The sequence below is a fragment of the Paraburkholderia xenovorans LB400 genome (genome assembly GCF_000013645.1).
Classification (GTDB): Bacteria; Pseudomonadota; Gammaproteobacteria; order Burkholderiales; family Burkholderiaceae; genus Paraburkholderia; species Paraburkholderia xenovorans.
The window spans coordinates 1039663-1054131 of sequence record NC_007953.1 but is presented as its reverse complement, the minus strand read 5'-3'; the positions used below and the strand labels follow the sequence as shown (position 1 = coordinate 1054131).

The window sequence follows — 14469 nt, the reverse complement described above, 5'->3', positions numbered from 1 at the left end:
TGATAATCGGACAATCCCTGCTTGATCTCTGGCAAGGTTTCGGAGTAGCGCTGGAACCCCACAATCTGATGTGGTCGTTTTTCGGCGTACTGGTCGGCAACCTGATCGGCGTGCTCCCTGGTATGGGGGCCTTGTCTGCCATTTCGATTTTATTGCCATTGACCTATGTCATGCATCCGGTACCGGCGATTCTGATGCTCGCCGGCATATTTTATGGCTCGCAGTATGGCGGGGCTATCGGCGCGATTCTGCTAAATTTGCCGTGTCATCCACCCCATGCGGTAACCTGTCTCGACGGTTATCCGATGACGCGCAAAGGCAAAGGGGGCACCGCTTTGGGCGTTACGATGATTGCGTCGTTCTTTGCGGCGTCGATTGGTATTATCGTGATGATCTTCGCATCTCCGCTGCTGGTAGGCATTGCATTCAAATTCGGGCCAGCCGAATTGTTCTCGATCATGATGGTCGGGTTAATCGCCGGCGGTACCATGTCCAGAGGCGCGCCGCTGAAGGGCGTGGCCATGACGGTGCTGGGTCTGGTGATCGGGCTGGTGGGGACCGACGTCAACAGTGGCGTTATGCGCTTCACGTTCGGCTTTATTGAACTGTCAGACAAGGTCGAGCTGGTCGCGCTGGCACTGGGGCTTTTTGGAATCGCTGAGTTTCTGCGTAACGTCAATCGGATGAAATCGGTTGGCAGCGGAACTTCCGTGAAGCTGCGCGACATGCGCCCCAGCAAGGCCGAGCTTAAGCAGGCGTTCCTGCCGATGCTACGCGGCACTTTCATCGGCACGCTGTTCGGTGCGATGCCCGGCACTGGGCCCACCATCACGACCTTTATCGCCTATGCCGTTGAAAAGAAACTTTCGAAGACACCGGAACGGTTCGGTCATGGTGCGCTCGAAGGCGTGGCCGCACCCGAGGCGGCGTCGCACTCCAAGACCCAGGTGGACTTCATTCCGACTATGAGCCTGGGCATTCCGGGCGACGCGGTGATGGCATTGATATTGGGCGCATTGCTGATCCAGGGCATCCAGCCCGGCCCGCAGCTCATCACCGAACATGCCGATCTCTTCTGGGGGCTGATCGCCAGTTTCTGGATTGGCAATGCGTTGTTGATCCTGCTGAATGTGCCACTGATCGGTGTGTGGGTCAAAGTACTGCGAGTACCGTACCGCTACCTTTACCCGGCTGCGCTGTTTTTCATCGCGGTCGGGGTTTACAGCACCAATAACAGCCTCTTCGAAGTGGGTGAAGTTGTGGTATTCGGTATCGCAGGCGCCTTGTTGATTGCGCTGGATTTTCCAGTTTCCCCCATCTTGCTCGGCTACGTATTAGGACCGATGGTCGAGGAAAACTTTCGTCGTGCTCTCCTGCTTTCGCGTGGGGACCTCATGATTTTTGTGCAGCGCCCCATCAGTGCAGCGTTTGTCTTCATATGTGCCTTGATGATCGGGCTCCAGCTTTACTTCTGGATAAAGGGACTCCTGCGCAAACGCAGGTTGACTGAGCGTAATCGTAATCCCGGCCAGGCTTCTGTCAATTGATCTGATTTTTGTCGGCGGTTGTTATGCCTGCCTTATACAGGCCGTTGATCGTTTCGGCCAGAGCGTTATCGCAGGAGTCGCCCGTGCTGCCCACCGATGGCCAAGGCCAGCTTCGGACAGGCGATCCGTATAGCGGATCCGCACGCATTGGGACGCCTTTGTCGCTGTGATGGATCAGTTCGTCACGCTGCGCCGACTGTCGTTCGCACAAAGCCTGTTCCGGGGCATCCCGCATGAAGTTCTTTCCGTGTGCGCCGGCCCGACACCCGCTAGCGGACAATGCGCCGAGTGAATACGTCGCTGATGGGCGCGACATAGACGAAGCGCCGCTCAATCGATACACGCGTAAGAACTGACACTCATAGCGTATTGGGCCGCTCGGCCTTGAACTGCCGCTGCACGCGGTCCAACGGACATCACCTCGGACTGCCGCTGACGGTCGTCCGGATGAAACTGCCGCGCCGCATACCCGGCAAGTCCAGCGTCTTCATCAACCGCTCTACCATGCAGCGGGCCACCTGAAAGCCTTCGCATGCGAGTTGCCGCCAGACCTTGCGTCCCCCATGCACCTCGAAGCGCCCTTCCTGCACGCACCGGGTTTTCCCGCGCAGCATCGCATCACGGCGAGCCTGTGCCGGCAGGCGTGCTGGATCGGCACGCCGGACTACATGCCGGCAATACGCCGACGGGACCATCGGCATCACCTTGCCGAGTCGAAGATACGTGACCGGATCGAACACGTCTTTGCAGCGGCCGAGCGGCTGTGGCATGTCGACGTTCGACCAGTGTCAACCATGCTTCTATCGAAATAGTCGATTGGAAAGTCGATCTATCAAAGCATCGACATTTGGATTAGATTCAATCGAGTCGGACTACCCACGCAATTGGGTTGGTCGAGCGCGGTTGATGGGAGAAAACACAGAAGAGATGGTCCGATTGTCGATGTGACGGTCATCGCGACTGTGTCGTCGACGAAAAGTGTGGATCACACGTGCGGTAGAACATCCGTTCGACACCGTGGAGATTGTTCGTCCCTCTCCGGTGTTATGAGTTGGCAATTCGTTGAATTACTGGCTGCCCATAGTGCGGTGCGCTGGACGGCACATATTCGATGAGGTGAAACGAGCAAAAGACCTGAGGCGGAACTCGTGTTAAACGAATCAGAGCGTGAACAGCAAGGCATTGACGATGCGTTGCGGGACAGCGCAGGCAGTTGGCACTGCGAGCCCGGATGGTGCGGGCGTGTGCCAAAGGCATCGACAATAAAAGCGTTTCGGCAGCGCTTCGATTGGAATGCATCAAGCAGACTTTACGAACGGGGAATGATCGGTGATCCCGTCAATGAGGTGAAATTTGCTATGCTAAACGATGAGCGGCTGAGCGATTTTGTTCGATTCGTCAAACAACATTTCGTCTTCTCCTGAGCAACGGGCGTCAATAGTTTTACGAGTTTCTAAGTCATGACACTAGAGGCGTCAGCGCGGGATGGCAAAAACGTCGCTTCGTTGAAGCGGTCGTTCTCGCGCCAACTTGGTGATCGCGCAGCGGGACTCAGACAAGCCCATATGCCCACAAGACGACAGAGATCCGCCGCCATCGCTATGACAAACCCTTAGTTTACGGATCTGGGCTTGACGGAGCTTTTTCCGGTACATAATATTTTTATATTCCACGGATGTGGAATATCTGGAGGTAAAAATGCTGCTGGTCGACACTCGCGCTCATGTCCTGCCCCCGGACCACACGAGTTTTCCTCGCAACTACCGGCTCGATCTGCTTTGGACTCGGGGTGATTGGTCAGGGCAGTAGCGTGCGGCGGCTGTGGACGAAGCCTGAAGCTCAAAAGTAATACTAAATAAGTCGCTTGATGGACGCGACGCGTTATTGCCGATAGTTATGGCGTATGGCTGGATGTGTCAAGTTGATGCCGATTGATGCGCTGTAGAGGTTTAGGAGGGCTAATCCTCGAAAAACCATCAGTCGTTTCGAAAAAATGACTAAGGAGACTAACAGCAAAATGAAAAAATTCTTAACAGGGGGCGCGCTCCTGCTGGCGTTTCCGCTAGTCCACGCACAAAGCAGCGTGACGCTTTACGGGCTTATGTCGACGGCGATCGAGTATATCAACAACGAAGGCGGGCATTCGAACTTCAAGATGCTTTCAGGGACGATGCAGAACAACCGTTGGGGCTTGCGCATCGTCGAAGATCTGGGCGGAGGAATGTCGGCAGTTGCGACGCTGGAAAATGGATTCGACGGAACAAGTGGTGCATTCCAGCAAGGGGGGCGCATGTTTGGGCGTCAGGCATGGGTCGGTTTGAGCAGCACGCAGATAGGCCGGGTGACCCTGGGGCGTCAATACGACATGTTCTGGGATTATATGCAACAGTTCGAGGCGGCGACAGCGGCCAATGGACTTGCAGTTCACATCGGAGACAATGACAATGCATTCGGCGGTTTCCGTTACAACAATTCGGTGAAATATCTCAGCCCGAACTGGGCCGGTTTCACTGTAGAGGCGCTCTATGCGTTCAGCAATCAGGCCGGTGATTTCTCTTTAAACCGCGCGATGAGTTTCGGCGCTTCCTATAGTCACGGGCCCATACGCGTTGCGGTTGCTTATCTCGACATTGACAAGCCGGGGGTCAGTAATCCGTCGGGTGCCGCGACTGACGACTATTCGGGCACACCGCCATTTATTCTGTTTCATACCAGTCCGCTCAGCAAGACTGTAGGTGTCGACCGCCAACGCCAATTCGGTGCCGGGGGCGCCTACTCGCTGGGGCCGGTGACATGGAATCTGCTCGTGACTGACGTTCGCTTCCGGTACCTTGATACGACGTCGTTACACCTCGACAACTATGACACTTCACTGACATACCAGCTCACTCCCAGCGTACAACTCGGTGCAGGATATATTTTCACGACCGGGAACTATGGGAATGTTGGCGATAACTCATCGATGCATTGGCATACCGGTCAGCTAAGCGTCGATTACTCGTTGTCGAAGCGGACCGATGTGTATCTCTTCGGCGATGCAGTATTCGCATCCGGTGCGCGCGCAGTCGCCGTAACGTGGCTCAACTCGCCGTCGAGCACCAAACGTCAGATCAACGCGATGGCTGGCATCCGTCACAAGTTCTGAGTAACTGTGGTCTATGGAAGCTTGAACACTACCTGAAATCGCTGTTTTCGCGAGGTTCTTGATAGAAGCAGCAGGTATGGGAATGAGCTGGCGTCGCTCCATTTTGCAGGCAGGTATCACCGGCTTTGCCGGTGATACCTGCCTGTCAGACCATGGTTGTGAGCCAGGGCACGACTGGCAGAAGTCAAAGCCATCAGAACGCGTTTGGTTAGCAAGCCGGTTGTCCGAAAGAGACAACGCACTTTACGGCGGCAGCGCATCAAGTTGCTGGTGTTGAACCGCTCAGTTGGACGCCAAAAGCACGTTGTGGACAATTTCATCGACAATGGACGTGCAAACATGGTCTCACCCCATCGGCGAGCAGCCTCATCGGGAGTCCCGGGGCCACGCGTGATCAATCGAGGATAGTTTGTGAAATCGGACATGCACTATTACGTGCCGGCAGAAGGGCACGGCCTGCCACACGATCCTTTCAACGCCATCGTCGGCCCGCGACCGATCGGCTGGGTCTCTTCGCGAAGCGCGGACGGCGTGCTAAATCTGGCGCCTTACAGTTTCTTCAATGCCTTCAACTACACGCCGCCGATCGTCGGGTTTGCCAGTGTTGGCTATAAAGATAGCGTGAATAACATTGCACAGACCGGCGAATTCGGCTGGAACCTGGCGACGCTCCCGCTAGCCGAGGCCATGAACCGCAGTTCGGCTATGGTGTCGCCAGAGGTCGACGAGTTCCAACTCGCCGGTCTAACGCCGGTTGCATCAAACACGATTGCCGTACCACGTGTCGCGGAAAGCCCGGTCTCTTTCGAATGCCGTCTCACGCAGCTGGTCCAGCTTGAAACCGCGAATCATGACAAGGTCCAGACCTGGCTTGTTCTCGGTGAAGTCGTCGGCGTCCACATCTCGCGCCATTTGCTGGTTGACGGTGTATACGACACTGCGGCCGCACAACCGATCTTGCGTGGAGGCGGTCCTGCCGACTACTTTTCTATCGCGCGCGAAGGATTGTTCAAGATGCGCCGGCCAGGTTAAGCGAGCTCCATACCTTGGAACAATGCATCGGGTGACCGGGTGACGGCATGCGAATTGAAGAAATTCGCTAACTGATATCTGCCGGACTGCGGACCCAGACGAAGGACGGTTTCAAGACTGAAGCGCAACACCGAGCTGATTTTTCGAATATTGAGCTGAGCTGCTGAAGCAGGTGTCGAGGCGAAGACTTCGACTGGCGAATGGAAAGGCGTGAGCGGCGCGAGACCGGCTGTGCAGGCTGTCGGCAATAGCGTCGAGTTCGTCCGGGCTTTTGGGCAGCTACTGGCGCAGGAGGCCGTTGGTGTTTTCGCAGGTGCCACGCCGCGATGGATTGTTCGGGGCCGGCGGGGCACCCCCTTCGCGGCCCATGCTAATCCGGCTGACGCGTCAGGATGTGCAAGCTTTTCGCTTCATATCAGACACTGGCTTATAAAGCGGGCACTCAGGCAGCCATTGTCGATCCCGATCGTTCGGCAACCAACGCGGCCTTCAGGATTCTTTTATACCGTTCAATCCCAATGTCGGTCTCGAGGCTAACGGGCTGCAAGTTGCCTTTTGCACGAAGGATCGTTTGTTGCTGAGCTTTAATGATCCACTGGTCCTGTTCCTCGAACGCATAGCGGCGCAAATCGGAGATTTTTTCCTTTATCTCGGTGTCGATAGGTTCGCCCCAGGTTCTTGGGTTCTGGCGAACTGCGGCGAAGTGATACCAACAGCTGACATCCGTCTCCGGCGTCAGGAAATGCATGCCATAGACGCCTGTCCCTTCTGAACGCGGTGCGCCAGGAAGCGTGACACCGGTGTTGTTCATCAGGCAGCCCGGCAGGTTCCATCTGATCTCTGTCCAATAGTCGACGATGCCGCCGTCGCGATTGAACATCAGATCAAAGAAGCCGGGAACAGGGACGTTCGGCATCAAGCGCGTAACTTTCACGGTCTCACCGGTTTGCTCCAGTGATGTGTCCGCCTTGATCGTGTATTTGCTGCCGAGGATGCCGTCGTGGAGAAACGCCGTGTGACTCAGATCCATCAGGTTGTCGACCACCAGGTCGTAGCTCGCGTCCATGTGAAGCCAGTCGCGGCGACTTACCTGAAAACCCGAGTCAGGATCGAGCATGCTGAAGTCGGGAATGACTGACGGATCGGCGGCCGCCTGTTCACCCATCCACACCCAGATCAACGAATGTTTTTCCACGACCGGATAGGCCTGCAACTTTGCCGCCGCCGGAATCTTCTGCTTGCCGTGCGGATTCTTCACGCACGCGCCGGTTCCATCGAATTCGAGTGCGTGATAAGCACACTGAATGCGGCAGCCGTCGACGATCTTCCCGAGGTGCAAGGGGGCAAAACGATGGGGACAGATATCCGATAGCGCCGATACCGTGCCGTCGTCCGCACGAAAAAGCACGAGTTGTTCGTTGAGCATGGTCCGCCCCAGCATTGCGCCGGCTGCAAGATCCTGCGACCAGCCCGCGGCGTACCAGGTATTGCGCAAAAATTCCATACCAGTCTCCTTTTATAGATATACGGTCCCAGCCGGAGCTGAGGCAATAAAGCGGGTCGCGCCGGGGGTGAAGGGCATAAGATCAACTTTAGAACAGCCATCAACATTTGCATAGATCGACCTTTCGATCGACCTTTATATCGCCGTGACGCCCCTTAGACGTTGTTCGTCAACGAGTCGGACTGGGAAGAGAACTTGGCGCGCGGCCTTAGCATGTAACCCGCCACGCGCTGTTCGAGCGCATGCGCGATCCAGCCTGCACTGCGGCTGACGCTGAACAGCAGATTGGCGGCACGGCGCGGTAACCCCAGCGAACGGCACAGCACCACCAGGGCCGCGGTGATGTTCGGATAGAAATTAACCTCCTGCTCGATCTCATCGATCAGTTTCAGCGCCTTGGAGGCGTCCGGGTGGGGCGACTTCAGCCCTCGCACAATGTCGAGCAACGCGACCGCTCGGGGATCGCGCTCATAGAGCGGGTGATTGAATCCGGGGAAGTCATATTTCGTTGCCCACCGCTGGCGCAACATTTTTCTTCGTGCCGGCCTCAGCAGATCTTCCAGAACGACCTCGGCGCCGTCGGCGCCGCCGCCCTGCAGTGAGCCCATGTGAGCAAGAATCCCGGTCGCGACGCACGCGTAGAGATCGGACCCCGTTGATGCGCACACACGCGCCGCGAACGTGGGTGGTGTCAGTTCGTGTTCCGCGGAGATCACCAGCGCCTTGTTGATCGCCTCGCTCACTTCGGGGCGGCCGCCAAAGCCAAGTCCGCGCACGAAACACTCTGCCACCGAATCTCCGGTGCGAAACCGCTCCAGTTGCTGGTCCTCGCCGAGAAATCCGCCCACGCCCGCGAGCACCTGGATCAGGCGCCGGGCAAGTGGAATCACGTTGTCGTAGTTGGTATCGAGTTCATTGCCGTCGAGCGCTCGCAGCGCGGCGAGCAGAAGATTGATGATCTGCAGGCCGTTGCCCGTTCCGGCCATCGACTTGGCCAGGGGTATCCAGGCGTCGAGTCCTTTGGGCAACGGTTCTGCTTTCCACGGCACTTCCGGCGTGCGGAAAGTACCGAGCCACAGCAGTTCCGCCACCGACTCGTAAGAAACGTTTGCAGCGGCCAGATCGGTCGCAAGCCGGCTGCGGTAACACGGGCCGCGCGGCGTGATCTCGCAGATCCAGGTCTGAATGATTGGATTGCCAAAGCGCATGGAATCGCCGGCCTTCGCGCCCGTGTTCGAGCGCGCCTGCGATTTGGCCGCGAGCCGCTGGACATCGCTTTTCAGATAGAGCTTGCGCTTCTTGCCGGGTTGATCGAGCCGACGAATCAAGCCTCGGCTGACATAGGTATAGAACGACTGCATTTTCACGGCGAGGATTTCCAGCGCCTCTTCGCGCGACACATAGTCGTTTGTTTTTGGCGAGGTGAGGTTCGCGCGAGTCGTCATTTCGTTTCTCATGATGTAATTGTTGAGTGCCGGTCTGCGGCCCGGCTTGTCGCACGGCGCGATCAACATCGATCGAATTAGTCGATTCCGTCAGCGAGCATCTTAAATCAAAGATACAAAAGGGGAAAGCGACCGAATCCCCAAGGAAATTCGCTGAAATTCGACATTTCAGTCGATCAAGTACTCGATCTATACAAGACAGAGGCGCTGGGCTAGATTACCTGCATTGGCCGGTCCGGTGCGATTGGGCCGCCGACAGGAGTCCGGCCACTCAGGTCCGTTCGTCGCGTCTGGAGCGGACGCTGTCGCCGCCACTCGACTCATTCAGAGAGGAATCAGTGAACGTCCCTACGGAATTCGACATCAACGTGCTGCGCGCCGATTTCGACAAGACTCGCCTGCCGCGTTCCCGCGCACAGCAGATGCCCGGGAAGATGTACACCTCGAGCGAGGTGGCGGCCCTCGAAAAGAAACGCATTTTCATGGATACGTGGCTTTGCGCGGGCCGCGAGGAAGAGATTGCGAATCCCGGCGACTACATGACGAGAGAAATCGCCTCGGAGCCATTCGTTCTTAGCCGCGACAAGGAAGGCAAGGTTCATGCGTTTCTGAACATGTGTCTTCACAGAGGCGTGCCGGTCGCCGAGGGAAGCGGCAACGCGCGTGGTTTCAGCTGTCCTTATCACGCGTGGTACTACGACTTGCAGGGCACGTTGCTTGCCGCGCCGTTAATGGAGCAAAGCGAAGCGAATCTGAAGAACTGCCGTCTCAAGCCGATGCGGCTTGCACTCTGGCGCGGCTGGATCTTCGTGAGTTTCAATCCGGACGCGATGCCGTTTGAAACGTTCATCGCACCATTCGAAGAGAACCTGTGGTGGTTCAAGTCGGACGAATGCCGCCTGAGCGAACGGGTCGTGCTGCAGATCGATTGCAACTGGAAGCTGCTGGTGGAAAATCTTATCGATATCTATCACGTGCCGGTCCTGCACAAGGCGTCGTTCGGCGGTTTCCTCAAGTCCGACAAGGAGAAGCTCAGCTTTAATCTGCTGCCCCGCGGCGGCTGGTATTACGAGCAGAAAGCGCGCCCCCATTCGAAGAGCGGGCAACAATTGTTCCCTACTCTGCCATGGCTCGAAGGCATGGACAGTGGTACGTCCATGAAGGCGGGTATCTTTCCGAACCTGAACCTGTCGTTGCGTTTCGACAGTCTTCGCATGTGGCAGGTCTGGCCGACGTCGACAGGCAAATCCGAACTGCATCTATACAGCCTTTTTATGCCTGCGGCCTTCGAGGATCCCGACTTCCAGAAGCATTACGAAGAATATAAGTCGTTCCTGCTAGGTGCAATCGTCAACGAGGACGGCCCCATGGTAGTCAAGCTGCAGCAGGCCATGGGCTCAGAGTTCTATGCGCCGGGTCCGCTCTCGCATCTGGAAGGCGCCGTTCACCATTTGATGAACTATTATCTCGACGTGGTATCAGGCGAGGACCGGAATGATTAAGACGTCGGTACTCGTGGTTGGCGCGGGGCCGGTCGGACTGGCGCTCGCGATGGAATTGTCTTATCGGGGCATCGACTCGATCATTGTGGATCAGGGTGACGGTACCGTGCGCTACTCGAAAATGGGCCTGGTGTCGATCCGCTCCATGGAGTTCTGTCGGCGCTGGGGGATCGCCGAGCGCGTCCGGCAATGCGGTTTCCCTGACGATTACCCGCTCAATCAGGTGTTCTGCACAAGCCTGAATGGTCATCTGATCAGCAAGCTTGATTATCCGGGTGTACGCGATGAGCCGACCAGTGGCCTGAGCCCCGAAAAGAAACAACGTTGCCCTCAACTCTGGTTCGACCCGATTCTCGCGAAGGCTGTTAGCGAGCAGAATACGGTGAGCATGCGGTACCACTGCTTGCTGGAGTCCTTTGTTCAGGACGGCGAGGGCGTGAGCGCGACCGTCAGGGATCTGGCATCGGACGAAACTTTCACCATCCGGGCCGCCTACATGGTCGCATGCGACGGTGCGGGCAGTGGCGTGCGCAAGTCGCTCGGCATTCAACTGGAGGGCGACCACGCACTGAGCTATTCGGTCGGCATTTATCTGCGTGCGCCCGGCCTTGCCGCCTATCATCGCATGGGACCTGCCGAGCGCTATATGCTGGTCGGAGAAGAGGGCACGTGGGGCCATCTGACGGTGGTGGATGCCCGCGATATCTGGCGCCTTACGGTGATCGGATCGCAGGACAAGGTCGAAAGCGAGCATTTCGATGCTGACGCATGGGTCCGGCGTTGTTTCGGCCGCGACGATATTCCGTTTCATGTCGATGCTGTGCTGCCGTGGCGGCGCAGCCGTCTGGTCGCCAACGCGTACTCGAAGGGTCGCGTGTTTCTCGCCGGCGATGCGTGCCATGTGATGGCGCCCAATGGCGGTTACGGCATGAACACGGGGCTGGGTGATGCCGTGGACATAGGCTGGAAATTGCAGGCTGTACTGAACGGCTGGGCTGCTCCCGCGCTTCTCGATAGCTACGAACTCGAGCGCCGCCCGGTCGCGTGGAGAAACGTCGATGCGGCGGCGAGCAACTTTTCGCTGCTTACGCCGAAACTATCGTTCGCGGGCATCGAGACTTCGGGCGCGGCGGGCGACGAGACGCGCCGGAACCTCTCCTACGACCTGAGCGAGCGCACGCGGCAGGAATGGGAACCGCACGGCATTAACCTGGGCTACCGATACGAAGGGTCGCCCATCGTAATGCCGGATGGCACGCCCGAACCGGCCGACGACCCATCGCGATATATCCCCACGGCGCGGCCGGGCCATCGCGCGCCGCACGTGGAGCTGAGCGACGGAAGGTCCACGATCGACCTGTTCGGTCCTGGTTTCGTGCTGCTATCGTTTGGTTCTGCGGAACTCGCCGAGCCGATCATGGCTGCGGCTCGTACAGCGGGGTTGCCTTTGAACCTTCATTGCCTCGCGGAGCCCGCGGCGGCGGCGGCGTACGAGCGGGCACTGGTTCTCGTGCGGCCGGACGGACACGTGGCGTGGCGCGCCGATGCCGCGCCTGCCGATCCGCTTGCCATGCTGGGCCAGGTGACGGCGTCGGGCCCCCCGCGGGATCGCGCGCCGATGTGATCTGATTTTCCGAACCCTGTGGAGGAGACGCGATGCAATACAAGCAATTGGGCAAAAGTGGACTGCGAGTATCGGGGTTATGCCTTGGCATGATGTCCTACGGAAGCTCGAAGTGGGCGCCGTGGGTGCTCGACAAATCCGCGGGCGCAGCGTTTGTCATGCAGGCGCTCGAACATGGCATCAATTTCTTCGATACCGCCGATTTCTACTCGTACGGTGCCAGTGAAGAGGTGCTCGGCGAGGCGATCAACAGCGTGGGCCGGCGCCATGAGACCGTCATCTCGACCAAGGTCGGACTGCCGATGGATCAGTCCACCAATGGCCGTGGCCTATCGCGCAAGCACATTCATGAAAGTGTGAATGCTTCCTTGCGGCGCCTGAAGACGGACTACATCGACCTGTACACGCTTCACGTACCCGACAGCGCGACGCCCATTGAGGAAACCGTCGATGCGCTCAATGACCTCGTGGGAGCCGGCAAGATCCTGTACTACGGCGCATCGAACTACATGACCTGGCAACTGGCCCACGCGCACTACACAGCGCTCAGCCGCTCCGGACGCGGTTTCACCTCGATGCAGCTTCAGTACAACCTGCTATATCGCGAGGAGGAGCGCGACATGTTGCCGTTTTGCGATCTCGAGGGCCTCGGCGTGATGGTCTATAGCCCGCTTGCACGTGGCTGGCTCGTCAGCGGCGACGGCAGCGCGAGCGAGCTGACCGACCGCGAGAAGACCCGCGCCACTCAGGATGCCAAGACGAAGACGCTGTACGGTTCGAACCCGGATCATGCCGTACGCAACCGCCTGCTCGAAATTGCGGGCGCACGCGGCTTGCCGCCAGGACGGATCGCGCTAGCATGGCTGCATTCGCGTCCTGGCGTGAGTTCGGTGATCGTCGGCGCGCTTGAGACCAGCCATCTGGACGAAGCGGTGGCGTCGCTGGAGGTACGTCTTACCAACGAGGAAATCGCGCTTCTCGAAGAGGCGTATACACCGGTGAGCATCAAGAGCGACGGCCTCGCCGCTGTACTGAAACAACAGAAAGCCAGGTAATCAACGAACCGCGATCGAGGAGACGAGATGGAAAAGTTTCTGGTTGGTGACGAGTGGAGGTCCGGTAACGGGGAGTCGTTCGAATCGATCAATCCGATCGATGGCTCGGTGGCGGCAACGCTTGCGCAGGCAAGCGAGTCCGATGTCGACGACGCCGTGCGGGCTGCGCGTCAGGCACTCGAAACGCCGGCGTGGCGCGACATGAAGGTCCATGAGCGAGGCAAGCTGCTGCACAGATTCGCGGATCTTATCGATCAGAACGCCGAGACGCTAGCGCAGATCCAGACCCGCGACAACGGCAAGACCATCAGCGAAAGCCGCTTTCAGTCAAAGTCGGCCGCCGACATGTTCCGCTACTTCGCAGCGGTCTGCGAGACAACGGAGTCGTCCGTCATTCCGTCGCGAGGCAATTACTTCTGTTTTTCGTCGTTCGAGCCGGTTGGCGTGGTGGCGGCCATCGCACCCTGGAACTCGCCGATCACGCTCGAAGCGCAGAAGCTCGCGCCCGCGCTGGCGGCCGGCAACGCAATCGTGTTGAAGTCCTCTGAAGTGACGCCATGCATTGGCCTTCAATACGGCCGCCTTGCCATGGAAGCGGGTTTTCCGCCCGGCATCCTCAACGTGGTGACGGGCTTCGGAGCGTCCGTGGGACGCGCACTTGTGGCGCATCCGGGCGTCGACATGGTGACATTCACGGGCGGCACGAAGAGCGGCAGGGAGATCGCGAAGGTCGCGGGCGAGCGCCTGATTCCCTGCATTCTCGAACTCGGCGGCAAGTCGCCGAATATTGTCTTCGACGACGCCGATATCGAGCAGGCGGTGACCGGCATGCTGTTCGGCATCTTCTCGAATGCGGGGCAATCGTGCATTGCGGGTTCGCGGATCCTGATACAGGAAGGCATCTACGACGCTTTCGTGGCGCGTCTTACCAGTGCAACCCGCGCGCTCAAGGTCGGTTCACCTTACGATGCGGATACAGCCGTTGCCCCGGTTTCGAGTTTTCATCATCGTGACCACATCGAGCATTTCGTTGAGCGGGCGCTCAGCCAGGGCGCAGTCGCGCTCTGTGGCGGGAGCCGGCCGAGCGGCGGCATACTGGACAAGGGCGCCTATGTGCAACCAACGCTTCTCGAAGTCACCGACGAACGCAGCAGCGTCGCCCACGAGGAGATCTTCGGTCCGGTAGCGTGCGTGATGAAGTTCCAGGATGAAGAGGACCTCTACCGCATCGCAAACAACACAGCCTACGGCCTCGCGTGCGGCATCTGGACGGCAGACTATAAAAAGGCCTTCCGGGCGGCCCGCCGCATCAAGGCAGGCACGGTATGGGTCAACACCTACAAGATCGCCGAGGTCAACGTGCCGTTCGGCGGCTTCAAGCAAAGCGGTCTTGGGCGCGAATGCGGGATTGAAGGCATGCGGGAATATATGCTGGAAAAAAGCACCTATCTCAACCTGGCGGACGGCCCGATACCGTGGCCGCCGCGCGCGGCGAACGCCGTTTAGGAGGCACGGAAGAGAAGACGGCCAGAGCGTCTTGCCTGGCCACCCGCATTGTCACGATAGCCAGGATCAGATCCGGCTGTTGGATCCGCCCGGAACGATCAGACGTTTG

The 14469-nt window shown here is 58.3% G+C and carries 12 protein-coding genes and 1 pseudogene; 8 read left to right on the top strand and 5 right to left on the bottom strand.

Annotation, left to right across the window (positions count from 1 at the left end; translation table 11 throughout):
- Nucleotides 1-2 precede the first annotated feature (2 nt).
- Complete coding sequence (locus tag BXE_RS41495) at nt 3-1547, top strand: tripartite tricarboxylate transporter permease (protein ID WP_040123630.1); 1545 nt, start codon at nt 3-5, stop codon at nt 1545-1547.
- Here BXE_RS41495 and BXE_RS41490 read toward each other — a convergent pair.
- A complete protein-coding gene (locus BXE_RS41490; protein ID WP_040123478.1) occupies nt 1540-1782 on the bottom strand; it encodes a hypothetical protein in 243 nt (80 codons plus the stop codon). The genes BXE_RS41495 and BXE_RS41490 overlap by 8 nt on opposite strands.
- 181 nt (nt 1783-1963) lie before the next feature.
- Nucleotides 1964-2317 carry a hypothetical protein gene (locus BXE_RS41485; RefSeq protein ID WP_081435645.1) on the bottom strand — a complete coding sequence of 118 codons (354 nt, stop codon included), beginning with the start codon at nt 2315-2317 and terminating at the stop codon, nt 1964-1966.
- 378 nt (nt 2318-2695) lie between these two features.
- Here BXE_RS41485 and BXE_RS46250 point away from each other — a divergent pair, with 378 nt between their 5' ends.
- The 3 genes from BXE_RS46250 to BXE_RS41475 all read left to right on the top strand — a co-directional run bounded on the left by BXE_RS46250 (nt 2696) and on the right by BXE_RS41475 (nt 5724).
- A complete protein-coding gene (locus BXE_RS46250; protein WP_011494133.1) occupies nt 2696-2971 on the top strand; it encodes a hypothetical protein in 276 nt (91 codons plus the stop codon).
- A gap of 593 nt (nt 2972-3564) precedes the next feature.
- The gene (locus BXE_RS41480; protein WP_011494132.1) at nt 3565-4692 is read left to right on the top strand and encodes a porin; all 1128 of its coding nucleotides are present in this window, start codon (nt 3565-3567) and stop codon (nt 4690-4692) included.
- A 423-nt stretch (nt 4693-5115) separates the two neighbouring features.
- Nucleotides 5116-5724 (top strand): flavin reductase family protein, encoded by a 609-nt coding sequence (locus BXE_RS41475; protein WP_011494131.1) that lies wholly within the window; start codon nt 5116-5118, stop codon nt 5722-5724.
- Between the two features lie 164 nt (nt 5725-5888).
- Here BXE_RS41475 and BXE_RS47685 read toward each other — a convergent pair.
- The 3 genes and pseudogenes from BXE_RS47685 to BXE_RS41465 form a co-directional block, all read right to left on the bottom strand.
- Nucleotides 5889-6063 (bottom strand): annotated as a pseudogene (locus tag BXE_RS47685) (IS30 family transposase); the annotation flags it as partial.
- A 103-nt stretch (nt 6064-6166) separates the two neighbouring features.
- Nucleotides 6167-7228, bottom strand: a complete 1062-nt coding sequence (locus tag BXE_RS41470; protein WP_011494129.1) for an aromatic ring-hydroxylating dioxygenase subunit alpha — start codon at nt 7226-7228, stop codon at nt 6167-6169.
- A gap of 155 nt (nt 7229-7383) precedes the next feature.
- A complete protein-coding gene (locus tag BXE_RS41465) occupies nt 7384-8673 on the bottom strand; it encodes a citrate synthase (protein WP_011494128.1) in 1290 nt (429 codons plus the stop codon).
- A 368-nt stretch (nt 8674-9041) separates the two neighbouring features.
- Between BXE_RS41465 and BXE_RS41460 the strand changes: the two genes are divergently transcribed.
- From BXE_RS41460 to BXE_RS41445, 4 genes are read left to right on the top strand one after another with little or no spacing between them, the layout of a single operon-like run.
- Complete coding sequence (locus BXE_RS41460) at nt 9042-10175, top strand: aromatic ring-hydroxylating oxygenase subunit alpha (protein ID WP_233518898.1); 1134 nt, start codon at nt 9042-9044, stop codon at nt 10173-10175.
- The gene (locus tag BXE_RS41455; RefSeq protein WP_011494126.1) at nt 10168-11799 is read left to right on the top strand and encodes an FAD-dependent oxidoreductase; all 1632 of its coding nucleotides are present in this window, start codon (nt 10168-10170) and stop codon (nt 11797-11799) included. Before BXE_RS41460 ends, BXE_RS41455 begins: the two co-directional genes overlap by 8 nt.
- 32 nt (nt 11800-11831) lie before the next feature.
- Entirely contained in the window at nt 11832-12854 is a 1023-nt protein-coding gene (locus tag BXE_RS41450) for an aldo/keto reductase (RefSeq protein WP_011494125.1), read from the top strand.
- 27 nt (nt 12855-12881) lie between these two features.
- Complete coding sequence (locus BXE_RS41445; RefSeq protein ID WP_011494124.1) at nt 12882-14360, top strand: aldehyde dehydrogenase; 1479 nt, start codon at nt 12882-12884, stop codon at nt 14358-14360.
- Nucleotides 14361-14469: the final 109 nt, after the last annotated feature.

What these genes read in the sequence shown, in the direction of transcription:
- BXE_RS41490 (WP_040123478.1), bottom strand. Translation starts at nt 1,782, where the DNA reads ATGCGGGATGCCCCGGAACAGGCTTTGTGCGAACGACAGTCGGCGCAG.
- BXE_RS41485 (WP_081435645.1), bottom strand. Translation starts at nt 2,317, where the DNA reads ATGCCACAGCCGCTCGGCCGCTGCAAAGACGTGTTCGATCCGGTCACG.
- BXE_RS41480 (WP_011494132.1), top strand. Translation starts at nt 3,565, where the DNA reads ATGAAAAAATTCTTAACAGGGGGCGCGCTCCTGCTGGCGTTTCCGCTA.
- BXE_RS41475 (WP_011494131.1), top strand. Translation starts at nt 5,116, where the DNA reads ATGCACTATTACGTGCCGGCAGAAGGGCACGGCCTGCCACACGATCCT.
- BXE_RS41470 (WP_011494129.1), bottom strand. Translation starts at nt 7,228, where the DNA reads ATGGAATTTTTGCGCAATACCTGGTACGCCGCGGGCTGGTCGCAGGAT.
- BXE_RS41465 (WP_011494128.1), bottom strand. Translation starts at nt 8,673, where the DNA reads ATGACGACTCGCGCGAACCTCACCTCGCCAAAAACAAACGACTATGTG.
- BXE_RS41455 (WP_011494126.1), top strand. Translation starts at nt 10,168, where the DNA reads ATGATTAAGACGTCGGTACTCGTGGTTGGCGCGGGGCCGGTCGGACTG.
- BXE_RS41450 (WP_011494125.1), top strand. Translation starts at nt 11,832, where the DNA reads ATGCAATACAAGCAATTGGGCAAAAGTGGACTGCGAGTATCGGGGTTA.
- BXE_RS41445 (WP_011494124.1), top strand. Translation starts at nt 12,882, where the DNA reads ATGGAAAAGTTTCTGGTTGGTGACGAGTGGAGGTCCGGTAACGGGGAG.